Annotated in this window: 16 protein-coding genes and 1 pseudogene; 15 read left to right on the forward strand and 2 right to left on the reverse strand. The window is 61.8% G+C overall.

Annotated features, from left to right (window positions below):
* Nucleotides 1–187: 187 nt before the first annotated feature.
* Nucleotides 188–1003, reverse strand: coding sequence for an AraC family transcriptional regulator (locus CFE428DRAFT_RS13025; protein WP_006980016.1), 816 nt, complete (start codon nt 1001–1003; stop codon nt 188–190).
* Nucleotides 1004–1146: 143 nt separating this feature from the next.
* On the opposite strand from CFE428DRAFT_RS13025, the pseudogene CFE428DRAFT_RS39760 reads away from it, so the two are divergent.
* The 4 genes and pseudogenes from CFE428DRAFT_RS39760 to CFE428DRAFT_RS13040 all read left to right on the forward strand — a co-directional run.
* Nucleotides 1147–1392 (forward strand): annotated as a pseudogene (locus tag CFE428DRAFT_RS39760) (c-type cytochrome domain-containing protein); the annotation flags it as partial.
* A gap of 181 nt (nt 1393–1573) precedes the next feature.
* Nucleotides 1574–4306, forward strand: coding sequence for a DUF1553 domain-containing protein (locus CFE428DRAFT_RS13030; RefSeq protein ID WP_237705489.1), 2733 nt, complete (start codon nt 1574–1576; stop codon nt 4304–4306).
* An 11-nt stretch (nt 4307–4317) separates the two neighbouring features.
* A complete protein-coding gene (locus CFE428DRAFT_RS13035) occupies nt 4318–5775 on the forward strand; it encodes a DUF1501 domain-containing protein (protein WP_006980018.1) in 1458 nt (485 codons plus the stop codon).
* A 164-nt stretch (nt 5776–5939) separates the two neighbouring features.
* Complete coding sequence (locus tag CFE428DRAFT_RS13040; protein ID WP_131989339.1) at nt 5940–8585, forward strand: Amuc_1098 family type IV pilus outer membrane protein; 2646 nt, start codon at nt 5940–5942, stop codon at nt 8583–8585.
* A gap of 60 nt (nt 8586–8645) precedes the next feature.
* On the opposite strand, the gene CFE428DRAFT_RS13045 is transcribed toward CFE428DRAFT_RS13040, so the two are convergent.
* Nucleotides 8646–8882 (reverse strand): hypothetical protein, encoded by a 237-nt coding sequence (locus CFE428DRAFT_RS13045; RefSeq protein ID WP_006980020.1) that lies wholly within the window; start codon nt 8880–8882, stop codon nt 8646–8648.
* Nucleotides 8883–9057: 175 nt separating this feature from the next.
* On the opposite strand from CFE428DRAFT_RS13045, the gene CFE428DRAFT_RS13050 reads away from it, so the two are divergent.
* The 11 genes from CFE428DRAFT_RS13050 to CFE428DRAFT_RS40445 all read left to right on the forward strand — a co-directional run bounded on the left by CFE428DRAFT_RS13050 (nt 9058) and on the right by CFE428DRAFT_RS40445 (nt 23172).
* The gene (locus tag CFE428DRAFT_RS13050) at nt 9058–9396 is read left to right on the forward strand and encodes a hypothetical protein (protein WP_006980021.1); all 339 of its coding nucleotides are present in this window, start codon (nt 9058–9060) and stop codon (nt 9394–9396) included.
* A 256-nt stretch (nt 9397–9652) separates the two neighbouring features.
* Nucleotides 9653–10258, forward strand: coding sequence for a hypothetical protein (locus CFE428DRAFT_RS13055; protein ID WP_131989340.1), 606 nt, complete (start codon nt 9653–9655; stop codon nt 10256–10258).
* Nucleotides 10259–10299: 41 nt separating this feature from the next.
* Entirely contained in the window at nt 10300–11013 is a 714-nt protein-coding gene (locus CFE428DRAFT_RS13060) for an SMI1/KNR4 family protein (protein WP_006980024.1), read from the forward strand.
* A 63-nt stretch (nt 11014–11076) separates the two neighbouring features.
* Complete coding sequence (locus tag CFE428DRAFT_RS13065; protein WP_006980025.1) at nt 11077–12150, forward strand: calcium:cation antiporter; 1074 nt, start codon at nt 11077–11079, stop codon at nt 12148–12150.
* 267 nt (nt 12151–12417) lie between these two features.
* Nucleotides 12418–15732, forward strand: coding sequence for a VPAMP-CTERM sorting domain-containing protein (locus CFE428DRAFT_RS33535; RefSeq protein ID WP_049975631.1), 3315 nt, complete (start codon nt 12418–12420; stop codon nt 15730–15732).
* A gap of 47 nt (nt 15733–15779) precedes the next feature.
* Nucleotides 15780–16739, forward strand: a complete 960-nt coding sequence (locus CFE428DRAFT_RS13080; protein WP_157447500.1) for a cyclase family protein — start codon at nt 15780–15782, stop codon at nt 16737–16739.
* A gap of 97 nt (nt 16740–16836) precedes the next feature.
* Nucleotides 16837–17199, forward strand: coding sequence for a hypothetical protein (locus CFE428DRAFT_RS13085; protein WP_006980028.1), 363 nt, complete (start codon nt 16837–16839; stop codon nt 17197–17199).
* Between the two features lie 69 nt (nt 17200–17268).
* Complete coding sequence (locus CFE428DRAFT_RS13090; protein WP_006980029.1) at nt 17269–18588, forward strand: TolC family protein; 1320 nt, start codon at nt 17269–17271, stop codon at nt 18586–18588.
* Nucleotides 18589–18617: 29 nt separating this feature from the next.
* Nucleotides 18618–19892, forward strand: a complete 1275-nt coding sequence (locus CFE428DRAFT_RS13095; RefSeq protein ID WP_157447501.1) for an efflux RND transporter periplasmic adaptor subunit — start codon at nt 18618–18620, stop codon at nt 19890–19892.
* On the forward strand, nt 19889–21598 hold the full coding sequence (locus CFE428DRAFT_RS40440; RefSeq protein WP_006980031.1) for an efflux RND transporter permease subunit: 1710 nt from the start codon (nt 19889–19891) through the stop codon (nt 21596–21598). Before CFE428DRAFT_RS13095 ends, CFE428DRAFT_RS40440 begins: the two co-directional genes overlap by 4 nt.
* A 35-nt stretch (nt 21599–21633) precedes the next feature.
* Entirely contained in the window at nt 21634–23172 is a 1539-nt protein-coding gene (locus tag CFE428DRAFT_RS40445; RefSeq protein WP_006980032.1) for an efflux RND transporter permease subunit, read from the forward strand.
* Nucleotides 23173–23207 lie beyond the last annotated feature (35 nt).

Genomic DNA, 23207 nt, shown 5'->3' on the forward strand with positions numbered 1-23207 from the left:
TCACGCGCCAATGTGGAAGCTCCGCACCGTCTTCGCCCGGGATGTTGGAGATCCTTCGACTTCGTTCGGTCGTCAAACTCCCTCTCTTCGCTCAGGATGACATGTTTTTTTGGGGCGCTTCGCGCATCTCGGGCGCGCGTTTTTCGTAAATTTCGTCCACGCTATTTCGACAATCCTTTCAGTCTGCCTAACGCTGCGCGCTGACGCGATACTGCCGCGGCGTGAGGCCGATATGCGCGCGGAAATGCCGGGAGAAGGCGCTTTGATCGGGGAAGCCACAGACATGGGAAATCTCCGCTAGGCTCTGGTCGGTTTCGCGGAGGTGTTGGCAGGCTGAGAGGAGGCGTGTCTTGAGGATGAACTCGTGCGGGCTCACGCCGAAGAAGCTGCGGAATTTTCGCTGGAGCTGGCGTTGTGAAAAGCCGGCCAGCCGGGCGAGCGCGCTCATATCGATGTCCTCGGAGAAATGTTCCCGCACGAAGGTGATTGCCCTGGATAGCCCATGCAGCGGGGGCAGCGAACGGGCGCGGTCTTCGTAGCTTTGCAGCACGCCCATGATACCGATCGTCTCTCCGCTGCGCGACTGGATCGGCATCTTCGTTACCAGACACCAGGCGGGGATGCCCTGGGCATCGAACCACAGCTCCACCCGCTGAAAGAGCTCCTGCCCGCCCGCGTAAAGCTCTTCGTCGTCTTTCACGTAAGACGCGGCCATGTCGGGCGGATTGAGGTCGAAATCCGTCAGACCGATGAAAGCGGCCTCGTCATGCAACCGGTAAAGCTCGCACATGCTGCGGCTGACAAACATCACTTCGCCGTCGCGATTTTTGGCAAAGAAATAGACGCCCGGGATGGCGTTGAAGAGACGGTGAAAGAGGAACTCGGGGGCGATCTGGTTGAGCCAGACATCCCGCTTTTCGACGAGGCGTTTCCTCTGGGGAGCCGAGAGGGAAGGCGGGGTGGCGCGCCAAATGGCCGGGGTCGAGGGGGCGGAGGAACGCATGGTGCTTTCCCATCAGAACCCCTTACTCCCGGGAACCTAATGTCGTTTTTCATCAAAAGTTTGTCCATGGACGGCAAGATTCCGCCGGTTGGCGGGTTATGATGGGTGCGCAATCACTTCCCCCTCCCGTTCGCTCCCGACCGATGAAACAGAAATCCCATCTCCTTTTCGCTGCCTTGACCGGAAGCGTGGCCCTGACTGCCGGTGCTTCGGCGGCCGATCCGGCGGTCGGCTTCAACCGGGATATCCGCCCGATTCTGGCGGAGAATTGCTTTTATTGCCACGGCCCTGATCCGGCGGCGCGCAAGGCTTCCCTGCGTCTCGACCGCGAGGAAGGCTTCTTCGGCGAGCGCGACGGCGGGCCGATCGTCACCAAGGGCAAGCCGGAGGACAGCCCGCTCTACGAGCGGCTGACCTCCACCGACAAGGACGAGGTGATGCCTCCGCCCAAGTCGCATCATGTGCTCAAGCCGCAGCAGATTGCGCTGCTGAAAAACTGGATTGCCGAAGGCGCACCCTGGCAGGCGCACTGGTCGTTGATCAAGCCTCGCGCGGCCGGTGCTGCCCGAGGTGAAGACCGCGAACTGGGTGCGCAATCCCATCGACAGCTTCACGCTCGCCAAGTTGGAAGCGAATGGCCTCACCCCGGCGGCGGAAGCGGATCGCCGGACACTGGCGCGGCGGCTGTCGTTGGATTTGATCGGGCTGCCGCCGGCGCCCGAGGTGGTCGATCACTTTGTCGCCGACACCTCGCTGGACGCTTATGAGAAGCTGGTCGATGCCCTGATGGCCTCGCCCCGTTATGGCGAACATCGCGCGCGCTACTGGCTGGATGTCGCCCGTTACGCCGACACGCACGGCCTGCACATCGATAACTATTACGAGATCTGGCCCTACCGCGATTGGGTGATCAATGCGTTCAACCAGAATATGCATTTCGATGAGTTCACCATCGAGCAACTCGCCGGTGACCTCCTGCCAAACCCGACCCAGTCGCAGCTCATCGCAACCGGCTTCCACCGCTGCAATATCACCACCGCGGAAGGCGGGACCATTCCCGAGGAGAACCTCGCGAATTACGCCCGCGACCGTGTGGAGACGACGTCGTGGGTGTGGTTGGGGCTGACCGCGAATTGCGCGGTCTGCCACGACCACAAGTTCGACCCGATCACGACGAAGGACTTCTACTCGATGAGCGCCTTCTTCCGGAACACGACGCAGGAGCACACCGACAAAAACATCCGCGACACCGCGCCGGTCATGGTGCTGCCGGAGGGCAAGGATTTGGAACGTTGGAAATCGATCCCGGGCGAGATCACCGCGGCGAATGCGGCCATCGCCGAGCGCCGCAAACAGATCGTGCCGGATTTTGAAAAATGGTTCCAGGCCACCACGCCGGCGGAAGTGAGCACGCGCATCGGCGCTACGCTCGTGTCGTTGCCCTTGAACGAAGGCAGCGGCAAGGAAGTGCACGGTTCGATTGCCGGCGCGGAGCAGACGCTTTCACGTGAGCAGGATTACCAATGGAAGCCCGGCAAAGCGGGGCAGGGGCTGGTCGTTGACAAGGGCAGCACGCTCGACCTGGGCGACGTCGCCGATTTCGAACGCACGCAGGCCTTCTCGGTGAGCGCCTGGGTCCACGTGACCGGCAACGGGAGTCTCATCTCGCGGATGGATGTCGCGAAGGGCTATCGCGGCTGGGACATCAATATCAAGGACAAGGAAATCCTCGTCTATCTGGTGAACAAATGGCCGGAGAATTCCATCCTCGTCACGACCCAAGGCGCGCCGTTGCGGCCGAATGATTGGCGGCATATTACCGTGACCTACGATGGCGCGGGCAAAGCGGGCGGGGTGCGCATTTCCGTCAATGGCGTGGAGAGCAAGATGCGCGTGGCGAATAACACGCTCACCGATACGATCCGCGCCGTTACACCGCTGCGCGTCGGGCAACGCAGCACCGGAGAGTTCTTCTCCGGGGAAGTGCAAGATTTGCAGATCTTCACTCGCAAGCTGGCGCCGATCGAAATCCAGGGACTCATGCGCATGCCGGAAGCGCTGCTCGGCGCGGCCAAGGCAGTCGCGCAACGCTCGCCGCGAGACAAGACGCAGCTTTCCGAAGTTTACTTTGCCGGCGATGCCAGCGCGGTGGCCAATTCCCACAAGCTCGTGCAGCTCGACAACGAGCAGAAGGGCATCCAGGCCCGCAGCGTCGTCACCGGCATCCAGCAGGAGCGCATGGACACGCAGCCCATGGCGCACATTCTCTATCGTGGCCAGTACGACCAGCCGCGCGATGAAGTCGGAGCCGCCGTCTTCTCCGCGTTGCATCCGCTGCCGAAGGGCGCGCCACACAACCGTCTCGGCCTCGCCGAATGGCTCATGGATGCCAATAATCCGCTGACCGCGCGCGTGACCATCAACCGCATGTGGCAGGAAGTCTTCGGCGCCGGCCTGGTGAAGAGCGCCGAGGATTTCGGCATCATGAGCGAGCCGCCTTCGCACCCCGCGTTGCTGGATTGGCTGGCCGTGGAATTCCGCGAGAGCGGTTGGGACATGAAGCACATGATGCGACTCATTGTGACCAGCGCGACCTATCGCCAATCTGCCGCACTGACCAGGGACAAACTCGAGCGCGATCCGCAGAACCGTCTGCTTTCCCGCGGTCCGCGCTTCCGCATGGATGCGGAGATGGTGCGCGATTACGCCCTCGCGGCGACCGGCGAACTTTCGCCAAAAATCGGCGGCGCCAGCGTGAAGCCGTATCAGCCCGAGGGCGTGTGGGAAGCCGTGGCCATGCCGGGCAGCAACACCCGCGAATACAAGCCCGACACCGGCGAATCGCTCTACCGCCGGAGTATCTACACCTTCTGGAAACGCAGCGCTCCGCCGCCCGCGATGGAAGCCTTCAATGCCCCGACGCGTGAGACCTCGTGCCTCCGCCGCGAGCGTACCGATACGCCGATCCAGGCCCTCGTCACGCTGAATGGCGAGCAGTTCGTGGAAGCGGCGCGCGTGCTCGCCACGCATGCCCTCAAGGCGGCGATCAATGAGGGTGACAGTCCGTTCGATTACATCGCCCGGCACCTGCTGGGCCGCTCGTTGCGTCCTCAGGAAATAGCCATCGTGAAGAAGAGCCAGCACGATTTGCTCGAGCGCTACACCGCGCATCCGGACGAAGCGAAGGCCCTCCTCGCCGTCGGCGATACCAAGCTCGATGCCTCGTTGCCCGAGCCGCAACTCGCCGCCTGGACCATGACTTGCAACCAACTGATGAACCTCGACGAGGTCCTCAATAAATAACCCGCCCCGCTATGCATCCCCTCGACGCTCGTTCGCTCTATCAGACCCGCCGCCAGTTCCTCGGCCGCGGGGCCAACGTCCTCGGCTTTGCCGCGCTGGCCTCGTTGCTCGGCCGTGACCCGCACGCTCTGGCGCTCGACGCCGCCGCGCATCCGCTGGTCCCGCACTTCGCGCCGAAGGCCAAGCAGGTGATCTATCTGCACATGGTCGGTGGACCGTCGCAGATGGATCTCTTCGATCACAAGCCGGAGATGGCCCAATGGTACGACAAGGACCTGCCGGATTCGATTCGCCGCGGCCAGCGTCTCACCACCATGACCAGCGGCCAGACGCGATTTCCGATCGCGCCGTCGAAATACAAGTTCGCCAAGTACGGGCAGTGCGGCATGGAGATGAATGCGGAGTTGCTGCCCTACTTGAGCCAATGCGCCGATGAGCTGTGTCTCGTCCGCTCGATGAACACCGAGGCGATCAATCACGAGCCGGCCATCACTTTCATGCAGACGGGGAATCAGGTGACCGGGCGGCCCTGTCTTGGCTCGTGGGTGAGCTACGGTCTTGGGTCGCTGAATCAGAATCTGCCGACCTTTGTGGTGCTCGTCGCGGAGCCCACCAACCGCGAGCAGTTGCAGGCGATTTCCGGCAAGCTCTGGACCGCCGGTTATCTCCCCGGCGAACACGCTGGTGTGGCCTTCCGCAGCAAGGGTGACCCGATTCTCTACATCAACAATCCTCCCGGCGTGGCGATGGAGACACGGCGCAAGACGCTCGATGGTTTGGATGCGCTCAATCAGCTCAACTACAACGCGCTGGGCGACCCGGAAACGCACACCCGCATTTCGCAATACGAAATGGCCTACCGCATGCAGGCCAGCGTGCCGGAGTTGACCGATTTCAGCAAAGAGCCCGCGGGGACCTTCGAGCTCTATGGCGCGGAGGCGAAAAAGGCCGGCAGCTTTGCCAATTCCGCGCTGCTCGCCCGGCGCCTCGTCGAGCGCGGCGTGCGTTTCGTGCAGATCTATCACAACAACTGGGATCACCACTCGAATGTCTCGGGCCGCCTGCCCGATCAGTGTCGTGACGTCGATCAACCCTGCTACGCGCTCATCCAGGACCTGAAACAGCGTGGTCTGCTCGATGAGACGCTCATCATCTGGGGCGGCGAATTTGGCCGCACCATCTATTCGCAAGGTGGCCTCACTACGACCAATTACGGCCGCGACCATCATCCACGCTGCTTTAGCATGTGGATGGCCGGCGGCGGCACCAAACCCGGGACGGTCTACGGCGAGACCGACGACTTTTCCTACAATATCGTGCGCGACCCGGTGCCGGTGCACGATTTCCACGCGACCATCCTGCAGTTGCTCGGCTTCGATCACCGCCGCCTCAGTTACCGCTACCAGGGCCTCGATGGCCGCCTCACGGGCGTCGAAGAGGCGCATGTGGTCAAGGCGTTGCTGGCCTAGAAACCGGGTCGAATTTCGGACGTCACGGTTTCCTGGCTGCCGGGAGCAAATCACTGTTTTTGAGGTAGATCTGTAGGGCAGCGTCCTACGTGCGAAATATATTATATCTAGCGTGACATCCGCTAATCAGGCCACTAGCCTCCGCGCTAATTCTGTCCTGCCGCATGATCCGTCCCCCTCTCGCTTCCACTATTTCCTCGTTGTTGGTCTGCTCGATGATCATCACGCCGACCCTTGGTTTTGCTGCGGACCAAAGCCGTGGAGGCGTGCAGAGTACCGCGGAGCGCGAAAAGGCGCGCCGCGTTGGTTACGAACGGCAGGGACGTGAGGCCATCGCCGCCGGCGATGCGGCGATGAATGACAAGGACTACGAGAAGGCCTCGGTCTTCTACAAGCAGGCTTGCGACACCATCCCGAACGCGCCCTACTCCCAGTCCCTTTACGACACCGCGCTGAAAGGTTTCTGCCACGCGAGCGTCAAACTCGCCGAACAGCGCATCACCGAAGGCCGTTACGCCGACGCGGAAAGCACCCTGCGGGTTGTGCTCGACGAGCGTTACGATCCTCGCTGCAAGGACGCCGTCATCATCCTCGCCCGCCTCGAGCAGCCCGACTACTACAACAAGACCATCGGGCCGAAGTTCCGCGCGAACGTCGAGCAGGTGAAGCAGTGGTTCATCGAAGCGCAGGGCCTGTATGACACCGGCCGCTTCTACCTGGCCAAGAAGCGTTGCGAGCAGATCCTCAATCTCGACCCGACGAACATCGCGGCCCGCAAGTTTGAAGAGAAGATCGACCGCGCGTTGAGCGACTACGGTGTCTCCGCCTACAACGAGGCCCGAGCGGACGCCATCGCCAAGACGGACATGGCGTGGGCGCGCCCGGTGCGCCGTTTCAATGCGCCGATCACCGTCGAGGTGGAGAATGTCTCCCTGCAGGCTACCACCGAGCGTATTCGCCGCAAGCTGGAACGGATCGTCATTCCCAAGCTGGAATTCCGCGAGGCGACGATTCGTGAAGCGATCGATTTCTTGAAGAAGAAGAGCGTAGAGCTCGACGACTTTTCGCCTCCCGGTGAGAAGGGCGTGAACATCGTGCTCAAGCTGGAGAGTGCTGGTGGGGCGGCTCCCGCGCCCGCCGGGGCCCCGGCAGCGCCGATCCCCGGTATTCCCGGCCTGGACAATGGTGCGGCAGCTCCGGGTGCAGCGCCAGGGGCTCCGGCGGCAGCGCTGGGCAACCCGGCGGATGCGCGTATCACAGTTTCGCTCACCAATATCCCGCTGCTGGAAGCGCTGAAGTACGTCACCGGTCTGGCCAACCTGAAATACAAGGTTGAGCCGTATGCCGTTTCGGTCGTCCCGATGACGGAAAGCACCGACGTGCTGGTGACCAAGGAATGGAAAATTCCGCCGGATCTGATTCCGCGGAATCCCGGTGCGGGCGGTGCGGCGGCCAGTGCTCTGGCCGCTCCGGTTGCCGGAGGGGCGGGTGCGGGTGCGGGGACCGATGTCACCAAGGGTGGTAGCGGCATTGCCGATCGTGAATCGGCGAAGAACTGGCTGATCGCCAATGGTGTGTCCTTCAACGGCAACGCTTCGGCTATTTACATCATCAAGAGCAGCCGGCTGATCGTCCGCAATACTCAGGATCAACTCGACCTCGTCGAGCAGATCGTCACTTCCACTGGCGGCCAGGGGCCGGTTCAGGTGGAGATCGAATCCAAGTTTGTCGAAATCCAGCAGACCAACCTCAAGGAATTGGGCTTCGACTGGCTGCTTGGCCAGTTCAACCTGCCCTCGACCTACAATGCATTCGCCGGTGGTGGCACCACGGGCACTGCTCCCGCGCTGAATCCGTCGGATTTCCCGTTCGTGAACGGCGGCGTACCGGTCGGCCAGAATTCGATCACGGCGGGTAACCGCAGTGGCAACAACGGCATCAGTGCCAACGCGATCGACGCGCTGCTCTTCCCGATCAATGGCTCGTCTCAAGTGGCTCCGGCCATTGCCGCCGTCGCGGGCGTATTTACCGACCCGCAGTTCCAATTGGTCATTCGTGCGCTCAACCAGAAGAAGGGCGTCGACCTCCTCTCCTCGCCGAAGGTCACCACCAAGAGCGGCCAGCGCGCGGTCATCGAAATCATTCGCGAGTTCCGTTACCCGACCGAATTCACTCCGCCGCAGATTCCGCAGACCTTCGGTAACACCGGCGGCGGCATTCTCGGTGGCGGCGGCGGCTCTTCCTCCACCGGCAGCTTCCCCGTCACTCCGACCACCCCGACGGCGTTCGAAACCCGGAATACCGGTGTGACGCTCGAAGTCGAACCGGTCATCGGTCCGGATGGCTACACCATCGACCTCAATCTCGTTCCGCAGGTCGTGGAATTCGAAGGTTTCATCAACTACGGCAGCCCGATTACCTCGTCGGTGACCAACCCGATCACGGGTACGTCCACCCAGGCGGTCATTACGCCGAACGTGATCAACCAGCCGATCTTCAGCACCCGCAAGGTGACGACCAGCGTGAGCGTCTATGACGGCTCGACGGTGGTGCTCGGCGGCCTCATTCGTGAGGACGTGCAGAAAGTCGAAGACAAGGTCCCGATCATCGGCGACGTGCCCATCATTGGCCGTCTCTTCCGCTCGAGCATCGACCAGCACATCAAGCGCAACCTGATCATTTTCGTGACCGCCCGCCTCATCAACGCGGCTGGCGAACCGGTTCGTGCCGAGGATGAGAAGGAAGAAGTGATCGATAAGGTCCCTGCGCCGGAACTCGCTCCGCAGGAATTGCCGCTGATGCCGAAGTAAGTCGGGCAAGACACCCGCCCGCGTGAGAGGCGGACTAGTTAACGCCAGGATGCCCAGCTCCTAAGGCGCGAGGTCTTCCGGCCAGCTGTCGGGATATTTCCCTTCGGCCGCCGCGATGCGCATCCGGCGCAGGCACTTATCGAGCGCGTGTACGTCGACCTCGGTTCCCCGCGAATACCGCTCGGCGATGAGGCGAACGAAAAAGGCTTCATCTTCCATGCGTTGGTCCATCGCCAGGGCTCGCGCGAGAAAGCGCGACTCCTTCAAGGCAGATTCAATGATATCCTCGTTCGACACGGCACTCTTTTGCAAACGACCAGCGACGGAGGAAAGACTTATAAACTGAATTTTTGTTCAGCCCGCATTGGCGTCAGAAAAGCGTGTTGGGCCATGCCGGCTTTCCATGATAAACAAGGCGGGTGAGAGAGATTTTCTCTCGGCTCCCCTCGAATCCCCACCCCCGAAATAGCCCATGAAACTTCTCCCTGTCTTCGTCGCTCTGTCTGGCTTGTTGTCGACCGGTTTGGCGACTGAATGGCCATTTGGCGAACACCATCTGGCAAAAGGTCTGATCAATTCCACCTATACGTGGAGCATGCAGCCGAATGATCCCGCACCGAAAGAGACGGTGACCATTCACGCGGACGGTACGGTGACCTGGAGCGACCGCCCCGCACTGCATTCGCCCTATACGGTGATGGACGAATACACCCTCCATCAGAACCAGAGCATCTGGCACTTTTCGCGCGACCTCAAAACGCTGACCGTGACCCGCGATCACGCGGACATTCGCTGGGGGCGCAGGAAGTAACGGGCGCGCCGAGACGGAGCAGGGCGGTAGTCTCCGCCTACCGCGTATATCCCATCGAGTGCAGTGTGACCTTGAGCCACACGAGCAGGAGGCCAAACCCGAGTATGGGGGTGAGGAAAATAGGGCGGAACATGCCGGAGAAACCACTACTCCGAACACCGGTTGCGCTGCAGATGCGATTTTTCGCTTTCGGTTGCTTCCGTGGTTCGGGATGTTATGGGCCATGCCCGACGAACCGGCTCCGCCTCAGCGACCTGTGGCTCAAACGGTCGATCCGAAGTCGATCCTCTTCAGCCTGCCGACGCTCTCGGACGATCTCCCCGAGTTGGAGCAGGTACAAGGGCGGCCCGAGCCGGGCGCCTTGATTCTACATGAAGACGATTGGAGCCAGTTGGAGTTTTTCTCCCCGGATCGCCTCGCGGAGGTCGAGCAAATGCTGCGAGCGTACAAACCATTTGAAGCGGCGAATCGCGTCGGAGCCGGTTGGAAAAAGCCCTTCGTTCGCAAGATCGCCCGGCAGCCCGTGGTCCGGGGATCCAGGATCCCCGACCGTCTGGCGAGCTTGGTCGGTGCCCAAGTCGCCCTCGCGCCCATCTTGATGTCGGCGCCTTCCGTCGGCGGGCGAGTGAAGAACGGCTTTTCCATTCCGCTCGGCGGCAATGTGACTTTGTATGGCTATGAGGACGATGCCGGGATCGCGGTGCTGGGCGCGTCGCTCGGCCGGGATCCGGTCGATCACAAGCTGACCGAGGCCTTTGCCAGACTCAATGCCGCGGAAGGCCTGATCCTGGTGGATTGGCGTCAGCAGTTGGTCCTCACCGCGATCGAAGCCGACGGGAATATCCGTGTCTGGCAGCCGTAGCTCCGTTACTTCTTTCTCACTGACTTGTAAGTTTCCCGCCCATGTCCAGCCCGGCTGTTACCAATTATGTGGATGCCGCGATCGCCAATTTGCGGCGGCACAATTTCATGCGCACCCCCGAGGAGTTGCCGGAGGCCATGCGGGATCCCTCCATCGAGGCCTGGGACGATTGGGTGGGATGGAAGCCGATCGAGAGCACGGTGACCGGCGGCGATCTGGACGCGCTCGAGCAGGAGACCGGACTGGCTTACCCTCCGCTCTACCGCGAATTTCTGCAGTATCGTCATTTCGTGAATCTCACCGAGGTCGGAGTCCGGTTTGAGCCGCACCTCTGTGGCGAGTGGCGGGATACGTTGCGCCAGGCGTATTTCGAGTCGTGGCCGCGCGAACGCATTCTCGATGCCGGTTTGATCCCCTTTGGAGCGGATACCTTCATGGACCCGGGTTCGGTGTGTTTCGACACGCGCCGGCGCGTCGCGGATGGAGACTGTCCGGTGGTCTTTTGGGATCACGAATGGATGGGCACGGACAAGGAAATCCGTCCCCTGTTTTCGAACAGTCGCAAGATGTTCGAGTGCCTCGAACGGATGGCGTCGGCTGACCTGAATTTTATCTATCACGATGAAAGTGAGGACGCCGCCTTGTTGCCGCGGAAACAGGAGCTCCTGGCGCAGTTTCTCGCCATCGACCCAGCGGGCGCCGGCGGTGAAGCCAGGGAATATTGGACGGGCTGGGGTGTGGCGCCCATGACTTGAGTCCGGCGCGGAGCACAAGCTGGAGCTCAACCAAGGGGAAGATATAGTCCGGCGCATTCCGCGATGAAAACGACGATGCCGCTTTGGACTTGGTTGGTGCCCGTGCTGGCGCTGGGAGCTTTGATTGCGGCGGGCGTGACCGGTGTCGGGACGGCGCTCGCCGTGCTGTGCGGCGCCGCCTTGGTCGGCGCGGTGTTTGCCGCGGTCCATCATGCGGAAGTGGTAGCCCATCGACTGGGCGAACCCTTGGGCACGCTCGTCCTCGCCCTGGCGGTCACGGCCATTGAGACCGCGCTCATCCTGTCCATGATGGCCGCCGGCGGGCAGGGGATGGAAGTCCTCGCGCGCGACTCGATCTACTCCGCGGTCATGATCATCTGCAGCGGGGTCGTCGGCCTCTGCCTTTTGGTCGGTGGTCTGTTCCACCGTGAACAAACCTTTCGCGTGGAAGGCGCGGGCGCCGGGCTCGCGGCCTTGATCGTCATGGCCGCAATGACTCTCGTCCTGCCGACGTTCACCACGAGTACACCCGCCGGCACTTACACCGAATCACAGCTCGCCTTCGTCGCCGTCAGCTCCGCTGTCTTGTGGGCCGTCTACGTCTTCATCCAGACCAAGCGGCATCGAGACTATTTTATTTCCGAGAATGATGAGACCGAAGCCCACGCCGCACTGCCTACGGTCGGGCAGGCTTGGGCCAGCTTCGGGCTACTCCTGCTCTCCCTGGGCATCGTCGTCGGCCTGGCCAAGAAACTCTCGCCCATCATCGAAAAAACCGTCGAAGCTGCGCATGCCCCGAGGGCGGTGGTCGGGATCGTCATCGCCGCGCTGGTGCTGCTGCCCGAGACTTGGGCTGCCGTTCGCGCCGCCCGGGCTAATCGCTTGCAAAACAGCATGAACCTCGCCGTCGGTTCCGCGCTGGCCACCATCGGGTTGACTGTGCCAGTGGTCGTCGTGGCCTCGATCATTTTCCACCTGCCGCTGGTCCTCGGCCTGCCGTCGAAGGAAATGGCGCTGCTCGCTGTGACCTTTCTGGTCAGTGCGGTCACGCTCGGAACCGGTCGCACTTATGTGATGCAAGGCGCGGTGCATCTGGTGTTATTTGCGGCGTATCTCTTCCTCGCGTTCGTGCCGTAAGTTAAAGTAGATAAGTTTGCCAGTGAGGCGGTTCGCGCCGGAGAGCGACGGCTCAGAAGGGAGAAGAAATGCACTTCGCCCTGACGGACTATGGGTGCCGATGGCGAGGGCGGGTTGGTTACGGTGTTCGGACAGGCGGAGCGCAGCCTCTTTTCCGCAGGGTGTAGCGATTTCTTAACATGAAATTCGGTGAGGAGTGGTGTAAACGATGTGCTCCCAATGCGTTCGCCCTGCCCCCTTGAGATTTTCCGTCGGGTTGGCCTCTCTGTGCTGTTATTCGGCGCAGTTCTAACCCCATCCCGTGCGGCGACGACCGGTACCGTCGTCCTCAACAATAGCGTTGCCAAGGTGCCCACGCCGGCGCCGGGGGGACGGCAGAATCCGCACCGGCCTTTCGTCGCGCGTGCCGCCTTGCAGCAGGCCGAGGTGGCGGCGGAGTTGGAATTTGAGGTGGCGCTGAAAATGCGGAACTTCGCCGATCTCCAAAGCCAGGTGGCCGCCGGAGAACGGATTGCGCCTGCGGAAATGGCGGCGAAATACTTCCCGCTGGCAGCGGATTACCAGGCGGTCGTCGATTGGCTGACCAGCCAGGGATTCAAGATCACCCGCAAGGACGACACGCACCTGGCGGTGTTCGCCCGCGCGAGTGTCGCGAAGATCCAGCAGGTCATGAAGGTGAATTTCGCCAAGGTCAGTATGGAAGGCGTGGAGTATACTTCAGCGATTTCCGCGCCGAGCGTTCCGGCGTCGTTGTCGCCCCTGCTTGTTGGCGTGAACGGACTGCAGCCGCATCTGCGCGCGCGCAAACATTTGGTCCCGGCGGCGATGAAGCCGAATTCGCTGACCAATACCAATCCGCCCTATCTGCCGAGCCAGGTGGCGCAGGCGTATCAGGCCAATGGGCTGTATACCGCGGGCATCAACGGCACCGGGCAGACGGTGGCGATCGTCATCGATACCTTCCCCGCGACGGCCGATCTGCAGCAGTTCTGGACCACTTATCACGTCAATCAGTCGATCAATAACGTGCAGTTCATTCAGGTGATCGCCGGCACGCTGCCGGCACCGTCCGGTGAGGAATCGCTGGACGTGGAATGGAGCAGTTCCATCGCGCCGGGCGCCAAGGTGCGCGTTTATGCCACGACCGATCTTTCGAACAGCAATCTCGACCAGGCTTACGCGCAGGTTTACAACGACGCCGTCACGCATCCGGAATACGGCCTGCATCAGGTGTCGCTGAGCTTTGGCCTGGGCGAGACCTATTCCACGGCGAGCCAGGTGTCGACCGACTCCCAGTATTTCGCGAATCTGGTCAGTGCGGGCGTGACGGTCTTTGCCTCCTCCGGCGATGGCGGGTCCACGCCGGGCCAGGGCGCCGCAGGCGACACGAGCGGGCCGGTGCAAGTGGAGACCCCGGCGAGCGATCCAAACGTCATCGGCGTGGGTGGCACGTCGCTGACCCTGAACACGAGTGGCAACGAGAGCAGCGAGTCGGCCTGGAATCTGGGTGGCGGCGGCACGAGCATCTATTTCGCGCGGCCGACCTGGCAGACGGGCACCGGCCTGCCTGCGGGGAATACGCGCGCGGTGCCGGATGTGTCCTCAGTGGCGGACCCGGACACCGGCGCCTACGTCACGCTGAATGGCTCGCAGGTCGTCTTTGGCGGGACGAGCTGGAGCAGCCCCACGTGGGCGGGCTTTTGCGCCTTGCTCAATCAATCGCGGGCGAATGTGCACCTGCCCGCCCTCGGTCTGCTCGGGCCGAAGCTTTATCCGCTGCTCGGGACGTCGAATTTTCGGGACATCACCACGGGCAGCAACTCGAACCAGCCCGGGGTGGGTTACAACGCCGGGGTGGGCTTCGATTTGACCACCGGCATCGGTGTGCCGAATGTGCAGGGCATCGCGCAAGCCTTGGTGGGCGTGCAAACGGCGCCACCGGCGCTGACCACCGCGCCGGCGCCGAATGCGACGTTTAGCGTCGCCACGAATGCGACGATCACCAGCTATCAATGGCAGCGGATGCCGATCGGGACGACGACGTGGAGCAATCTATCCAACGGCAATCCCTACTCCGGTGTCACGACGGCGACGCTGACGATCACGAACGTAACGATGGCGATGAGTGGGGACCAATTTCGCTGTGTGATGAATGCCGGCGCGCTGACCAGTGCGCCGTCCTCGGTCCTGATCGTGGACTCGCCGCTGGTGATCAGCACGCTGGCCGGGCAGGTGTTGACTCAGGGGACGGCGGATGGCACGGGCACGGCCGCGCAATTTGGCTATCCCAGCGGCGTGGCCGTGGATAGTTCGGGTAATATCTATGTTGCGGATTTTAACAACGACACGATCCGCAAGATCACGCCGGGTGGGACGGTAACGACGCCTTATGGGCAGCCCGGTGTCATCGGCGCGACGAATGGCACCGGGACGAACGCTACCTTCAACACGCCGAACGGCGTTGCGATCGATAGCGCGAACAACATTTACGTTGCCGATTCGGGAAACAGCGCCATTCGCAAGATCACGCCGGGAAGAGTGGTGAGCACGCTGGCCGGCCAGCCCGGCCTCTCGGGTAGCGCCGATGGGACAACCAAAGCGCTCTTCAACAATCCGCAAGGCGTGGCCGTAGATTCCGCCGGCAATGTGTATGTGGCCGATACGACCAACGAAACCATTCGCAAGATTACGCCTGCGGGAGTGGTGAGCACGTTGGCCGGTACGGCGGGCACTGTGGGCTACGCGGATGGCGCGGGTGCCGCGGCGATCTTCAACGGGCCATCGAGCGTGGCGGTGGACAGTGCGGGCAACGTCTACGTCGCGGATCTCTACAATTTCGTCGTGCGCAAAATCACGCCGGGCGGTGTAGTGACCACCCCCTATGGACAGGCGGGCATGCCCGGGCGGCTCGACGGCATCGGGACGGCGGCGCTGTTCAATGCGCCGATCGGAGTCGCGGTCGACGCGAACAACAATCTCTATATTACCGATAGCCAGATTCCGCCGGACCTCACCTCGACTTCGACGGGAAACAATCTGGTGCGCCGGGTGAATGCGGCGGGAGTGGTCAGCACCATTGCCGGGGCTGGCTCGACGGGAAGCGCGGATGGGACGGGAAACGTCGCGCAATTCTACAGCCTGCAAGCAGCGGCGATTAATAGCGCGAAGGTGGTTTACCTCGCCGATACCTTCAACCAGACCATCCGGGTCGGCGGAATCATGCCCGTGGTGACGACGCAGCTCGGCTCGCAAACGGTGGCCGTGGGGCAGCCGGTGACTTTTTCCGTGAACGCGACGGGATCGGGGGCGCTGACTTATCGGTGGTTCAAGGGAAGTAACCCCATCTCTAACGCGACGAGCGCTTCCTACACCATCCCGGCTACGGCGAGCACCGATGCGGGGGTCTATTCCGTCACGGTGACCGATCCGTTTGGAAGCACGACTTCCAGCCAGATTACACTGACGATTTCGCAAGCGGTGCCGGTCATGCCCGGCTGGGGATTCATCGTGCTGGGCGCCTTGCTGGTGATGACGGCGGCGAAGTTCCTGCCCGGGACGTCGTCGACCTCGCGCCCGCGTTGAACCGTATGCGCTCTTTCCGATTTCGCCGGATACTTTCGCCAGCGGCCTTGATACTCGGGTTGGGGATTTTGCCGGGCACTTCGCTGAAGGCGCAGGACGCGCGCCCGCAGGTGACGCACGAAGACGTCGAGCGCTGGATGACGGAGCTCTCGAATTGGGGGCGCTGGGGCAAGGAGGATCAACTCGGCGCGCTCAATTTGCTCACCGCAGAAAAGCGCAAGGCCGCGGCGGCGCAGGTGCATGAGGGCGTGTCGGTATCTTGCGCCCGCGATGCGGAGACGAAGCCGGCGCCGGATAATGGTTCGCCGTTTGTCCACGAGATGTTGCTCTCCGAAGCCAATGCGAAGTCGCCCTTCGTTACGGATCGTTTTTCGGTGGTGTTTCATGGGCTGGTGCACACCCATCTGGATGCCCTCTGCCATATGTCGCGGCATGGGCAGATGTACAACGGATTTGCGCGGACGGAGATCACGAAGGAAGGGGCGGCGAAGCTTTCGGTGAATGGGATCAAAAAGGGAATCATCACCCGCGGGGTATTGCTCGACTTGCCGCGCAGTATGGGAGTCGATGCGCTCCGTCCGGGGATGCCGATTTATCCGGCCGACCTGGACGCGTGCCTGGAGAAGGAAGGGGTGAAAGTGTTGCCCGGCGATGCGGTGTTGATTCGCACCGGACGCTGGAAGCGCCGGGATGAGCAGGGCGCGTGGGTGGGAGAATTTGCCGGGCTGCACGCCGCGTGTGGGCCCTGGCTGCGTGCCCATGATGTCGCCGTGCTGGGCACCGATGCGGCGGCGGATGTCATTCCCGCCCGCATCGAGGGTGAGTCGATGCCGATTCACCAGCTCACGCTCGTCGCCATGGGAATCTGGATTCTTGACGCCTGCGATTTCGAGGCACTCGCGGCACAAGCCGAGAAGAGTCACCGTTGGGAATTCATGCTCACTGCCTCGCCGCTGGCCGTCCCCGGGGCGACGGGTTCGCCGATCAATCCGGTGGCCACGTTTTAAGACGGCGCGAGCCATGATCGGCTGCCTCGATCGAGGAGACGAATTCGCGTTCGTCAAATGACAAACGCTGTGTAGATTGGCTCCCATCAACCGCATCATGTTCACGCGCATCCCTCTCATCCTGGCGTTGATCGTGAGCCTGCTTTTTGTCACGCAGGCTCAGCCGATCGGCATGCCGGTGGAGATGAAGCAGGGCGGCATGTGTGCCGGGATGCAATGTGCGCGCGGCTGTTGCGCCAACAAAACATGCTGCGCGACCGTTGAGCAAAAGCAGGCGCCCGAAACGCCCGCTCCGTCGCAATCGCAGCAACAGGACGTGCAATTCGTAGCCCTCGAATTGCGCGCTTACACTTTCCTCCTTCCTCCGCCAGCGCCGCGATGCCCGGTCGTCATTCACGACGAGATCTGGACCGCGCACGCCCTTCCACCGCTGGCCGCGAGCTGCATCCGGTTGATCTGAGCCACCGGCTTCCCCAGGCGAAGTGTGCCCCGCGCACACCCTCACCCGCGAAGTCCACCGCTCAGATCCATGAAACCTTTACCTCTTTTTCTTTGCAGTCTTTCCATTCTCAATTTTCTCCGCGCCGAACCGCCAAAATCCTCTGGTGAGGATGACGCGGTATCGGCGCCCTCGCTCGCGGCGATAACGCAAGCCGCTGTCGCGGACAATCCTTCGATCAAGGAGGCCCGTGCCAAATGGGAGGCGATGAAACAACGTGTTCCCCAGGCTGCTGCCTGGGACGATCCGAAAGTCAGTGCCAATACGCGAGTCGGACGATTTGTGGACATTTCCAGAAACGGGTTCACGGACCAGATGCTCAGCGTGGAGCAGATGATTCCCATTTCGGGAAAAAATCGCAGTCGAGAGCGGATCGCCGCTGCCGAGGCGCTGGGCGCGTTGGAAGATGTGCGGCGGAAAGAACTCGACGTCATCGTCCGGGTGCGCGCCGCCTGGTTTCACCTGGTGCGCGATTACGCGCTGCTGGAGCTGAACCGGAGCGACGAATCATTGCTTTCGCAGACCGTCGAGGTCGCCCGCGCGCGACTTGCCGTCGGTCAACAAGGGCAGGCTGATGTCCTGACTGCGCAAAATGAAATGAACCGCCTGGAAGAGGCGCGGCACGATCTGTTGCGCACGCTTTCGGAGGACACGACGCAGCTGCAGGTCCTGATGAATCGGGATCCTTTCGCTCCACTCAGCCGACCGGCCACGGAGGCGGCGCCGGCTTATGCGCATTTTTCCGATGGAGAGTTGCGCGCCGCGCTATTGAGAAATCGTCCCGAACTGCGCAGTGCGGAGGCCGGAATCACGGCGGCGAAGGCCAGGCTCGAGCTCGCCCGGCGCGATTGGATTCCCGATCCCACCTTGAGCCTGGAAGCGCAGCGCTACAACGGCGCTTCCCAAGTCGTCAGTGAACTCGATGCGGCCGTGTCGTTCAGTGTGCCGTGGCTGAACGGCCGAAAGTACCGCGCCGAAGAAAGCGAGGCGCGGAAAGGTGTCGAGGCAGCACAGCAAAAGCTCGAGTCCTCTCGCGCCGAAGCCCTCGGCATGTTGCGTGACCAGCTGCAGAAGATCGAGACGCTTCATCATCACATCGAACTCTTCCGGGATCGGCTGATTCCGACGGCGCATGAGACCGTGCAAACCAACCGTACCAATTACGAGAACGGACGAATCGGATTTCTCGAACTGGTGCTTTCCGAGCGCAACCTGCGCGAACTGGAGGGGATGCTCCAGCAGCACGTCTCCGATTACCACGTGGCGGTCGCCGAGCTGGAAGCCGTCGTCGGAGTCGACCCCGGGCCTCTTTCATCACACCATGAAGCCGGGAAGGGAGGGGCCAAATGACGAAAAGAAAATTCGTTTCGTTGTCGACCATGGCCGTTCTGGCTGGAGTCACGGGCTGTCAGCGCAAAGGCGCGATCAAGGATCCGAACGTGGACTACTACACGTGCACGATGCACCCCTCGGTTCATTCGCAAGATCCCCACGGGAAATGCCCGATTTGCTCGATGGATCTCGTCCCCGTCATGAAGAAAGGTGCCGCCGCCACCGCGACGCCACAGGTAGCGGCCCTGAGTGAATTCAACGTGCCTGTCGAGAGGCAGCAGCAGATCGGGGTCACCTACGCGACCGCGGAGAAAAAGCCGCTGCACCATGTCATCCGATCGGTTGGCGTGGTGGTGCCGGACAAAGCGAAACGCTGGGAGTTTGTCGCGCGGGTGGAAGGTTATGTGCAAAAGCTCTCGGTTACTTCGCCCGGTGAATCCGTGCAGGAAGGCCAGCCGCTGCTCACGATTTACAGTCCGGAATTGCTTAGCGCCGAGCGAGAGTTGGTCAACCTGCTCGACGTCCGGGACCGTGCCGCCACCGGCGAAGGCAAGGTGGCGACGGAGCGTTCTCTCGACGCGGCGCGCCGCCGGCTCGAGCAATGGAACATTACCCCGAAGCAGATTGCGGAGCTCGAGAAGACGCGCAAACCATCGGAATTCCTCACGCTCAATTCCCCCTTCAAAGGAGTTGTGGAAGATGTGCCCGTGGACCAGGGGCGCAAGGTCATGATCGGGGATCATCTGGTCGATGTGGCCGATCTTTCCGTGGTGTGGGTGTGGGCGGAATTTTACGAGGACGAACTGCCCATGCTGGAGAAAGGCCTGAAGGTGCGGATCACGACGAAGTCTTACCCCGGAGAAGCGTTTGAGGGAGAGCTCAGTCTCATCAATCCATTCCTCGTGGAGATGAAGCGGACCGCGAAAGTGCGCATCGATATTGCCAATTCCGATTTAAAGTTGCGCCCCGGAATGTACGTCGACCTCGAACTCGCCATGAACATGGGCATCGCGCTAACCGTTCCCGTCAGCGCAGTTCTGCCGACAGGTGCGCGCTCGCTGGTATTTGTAGATAAAGGCGAAGGCCGGTTGGAGCCACGCGCCGTCCAGATCGGCCGCCAGTTTGGCGACATCTACGAAATCAAAAGCGGGCTCCAGGAAGGCGAACGCGTCGTGGCCAGCGCGAACTTCCTGATCGACGCCGAGTCGAAGGTGCAAGGCGCGGTGAAGGATTTTGGGAACGAAGACGAAAAGAAGGGGATCAAGGAGGTGACACCGCCGGTTATGCTGTCGCCTCACGTTCACGGAGAGCAGGGGAAATGAGCACACCTCCTTCCGCACCAACCATCATCGAGCGCCTCATCGAGACCAGCGCGCGTAACAAGTTCCTCATTTTCATCTTTACCGTCTTCGCGGTGGCCGCGGGTATCCTTGCGCTGTTGCGCACGCCGCTCGATGCGATTCCCGATCTCAGCGATGTCCAGGTGATCATCTCCACCGATTGGGAGGGGCGCTCACCCGATCTGGTCGAAGACCAGATCACTTATCCGATTTCCACGAAGTTCATCGCGGCGCCGAAGGTGAAGTTCGTCCGTGGGGAGTCGATGTTCGGGAAGTCATTCATCTACGTCATCTTCGAGGATGGGACGGATATTTATTGGGCGCGTTCGCGTGTGCTCGAATACCTCAACTCGGTGCGCGGCTCGCTGCCGGAGGGCGTCAATCCCGTCATCGGTCCCGATGCCACCGGCGTCGGCTGGGTCTACGAATACGCGCTGGTCGACGATAGCGGGAAACACAACCTCGCCGAGTTGCGCTCGCTGCAGGACTGGCATTTGCGCTATGCGTTGGAGTCGGTGAAAGGCGTTGCGGAAGTCGCACCGGTGGGTGGCTTCGTGAAGGAGTATCAGGTCGACCTCGATCCGAATGCGCTCGTGGCTTACAACATCCCGCTGGCCGACGTGGTGAGCGCGATCAAAGCGAGTAACGGCGATGTCGGTGGAAAGACCTTCGAGGTTGCGACGACCGAGTATTACGTGCGCGGCCGCGGCTACATCAAGAGCGTCGCGGATATCGAGAACGTGGTGTTGAAGGTCCAGAACGGCACGCCCGTTTACGTGAAGAACGTCGGTACGGTACATCTCGGCGCGGACACCCGCCGCGGTGTCGCGGAGCTCGATGGCAAGGGCGAGACCGTCGGCGGTATCGTCGTCATGCGCTACGGCGAGAATGCGCTCACGGTCATCGAGGGCGTGAAGAAGAAGCTGCAGGAGCTTCAGGGCTCGCTGCCCGAGGGCGTGCGCGTCGTCCCGACTTACGACCGCAGCGAATTGATCCTCAACGCCATCCACACCCTGCGTGAAAAGCTCATCGAGGAAAGCATCGTCGTGGCCTTCGTCTGCATCATCTTCCTCTGGCACGTGCGCTCGGCGCTGGTGGCGATCATCACCCTGCCGGTGGCGATCATTCTCTCCTTCCTGCCGATGTTCGGTCTCGGCCTCACCTCGAACATCATGTCCCTCGGCGGCATCGCCATCGCCATCGGTGCGATGGTCGATGCGGCCATCATCATGGTGGAGAACGCTCACAAGGCGCTGGAACATTTTCGCGACGAACAGGGACGCGAACCAGATGCCCGCGAACGAGTTAGCGTGATCGTCGGCGCGGCGAAAGCCGTCGGACGCCCGCTCTTCTTTTCGCTGCTGGTCATCACCGTGAGCTTCGTCCCTGTCTTCTCGCTCACCGCGCAGGAGGGTCGGCTCTTCAAGCCGCTGGCCTACACGAAGACCTTCGCCATGTTCTTCGCCGCGGTGCTCGGCGTCACGCTGGTGCCCGTCCTCATGCTCCTGCTCATCCGCGGGAAAATCACGCCGGAGGTTCGCAACCCGGTGAACCGATTCCTTATCTGGGCATACCAGCCGTGTGTCGATTTCGCTCTCCGCTTCCGCTGGCCGCTCATCGGTCGTGACGGCGCTGGTCATGCTGGCCCTTCGGGCTTGGTCCCCGGCGATCAATGCGATCTTGAATAACCCAATACCATTCTATCGCTGGCCGAAAGGAGTTCATGCCGCCGCTCAATGAGGGCACGATCCTCTACATGCCCACCGCGGTGCCGGGCATGTCCATCACCGAGGCGACGAAGATCCTGCAGATCCAGGATCGCATGCTGGCGAAAGTGCCCGAAGTGGAGCACGTCTTCGGCAAAGCCGGTCAGGCAGATACGCCCACCGATCCCGCGCCGCTCTCGATGTTCGAAACCGTGGTGACGCTCAAGCCACACGATCAATGGCGGCCGGGCATGACATGGGAAAAGCTGCTCGCAGAGATGAACGAGAAGATCAAGACGCCCGGCATGGCGAACATCTTCTGGATGCCCATTCAAACACGCACTGAGATGCTCACCACCGGCTTCCGCACCATCCTCGGCGTGAAAGTCTTCGGGCCGGATCTCAAGGGCATCGAGCAAGTCGCCACCGATATCGAAAAAGCGCTCAGCGATCTCCCGAACACCCGCAGCGTCTTCGCCGAGCGCACGACCGGCGGCTACTTCCTCGACTTCGACATCAACCGCGAAGCCGCCGCGCGCTACGGCCTGCGGGTGGGCGATGTGAACGACATCATCGAGACGGCGATCGGCGGCCAGACCGTGGCCACGACGGTCGAAGGGCGTGAGCGTTATCCCATCAGCGTCCGTTACGCGCGGGATTTCCGCGATAATCTCGATGCGCTCAAGCGGGTGCTGGTGCCGACGCCGTCGGTGGGAATGGGGGCAGGGGAGATCGCCGCGGATGCGAGTTCCTCAACTCCGGCCACCGCTCGCCAGCTCACCCACGTCCCCCTGTCCCTGCTTACGGACATCCACTACCGCACCGGCCCGCCGTCAATCCGCAACGAAAACGGCCAGCTCGTCGGCTTCGTCTTCGTCGACATCACGAACAGCGACATCGACGGTTATGTGCGTGCCGCCAGCCAGCGCATTAATGAGCGGGTGAAATTTCCGCCGGGCTACTACCTCCAGTGGGCCGGGCAATTTGAATACATGAAGGCAGCGGAAGCGCGGCTCAAGGTGGTCGTGCCCTTCACGCTGCTCATTATCTTCGTGCTCATCTATATGAATACGAAGTCCGTGGCGAAGACGGTCATCGTGTTGCTGGCCGTGCCGTTCTCGCTCGTGGGCGCGTTCTGGTTTCTCTACCTCCTCGGTTATAACATGAGCGTCGCCGTGTGGGTGGGGCTCATTGCGCTCGCCGGGCTCGATGCGGAAACGGGCGTCGTCATGCTCCTCTACCTTGACCATGCCTGGGAGAAATTCCGCGCCGCCGGCCGCATGAACTCGCTTTCCGACCTCCATGCGGCGGTCAAAGAAGGCGCCGTCCAGCGCATCCGCCCCAAGATCATGACCGTCTGCGCCATCCTCTTCGGCCTCTTGCCGATCATGTGGTCGCCCACCACCCAGGCCGGCGCGGACGTCATGAAACGCATCGCCGCCCCGATGATCGGTGGCGTCGTCACCAGCGCCATCCTCGAACTGCTGATCTACCCGGTGATCTTCGTCCTGTGGAAGAAGCGATCGCTTCCGGCGATTGCCCGCGGCAGTGAATAACCAAAGAATTTTTTAAACGCAGAGGCCGCAGAGAC

This window comes from Chthoniobacter flavus Ellin428, assembly GCF_000173075.1.
GTDB lineage: Bacteria > Verrucomicrobiota > Verrucomicrobiia > Chthoniobacterales > Chthoniobacteraceae > Chthoniobacter > Chthoniobacter flavus.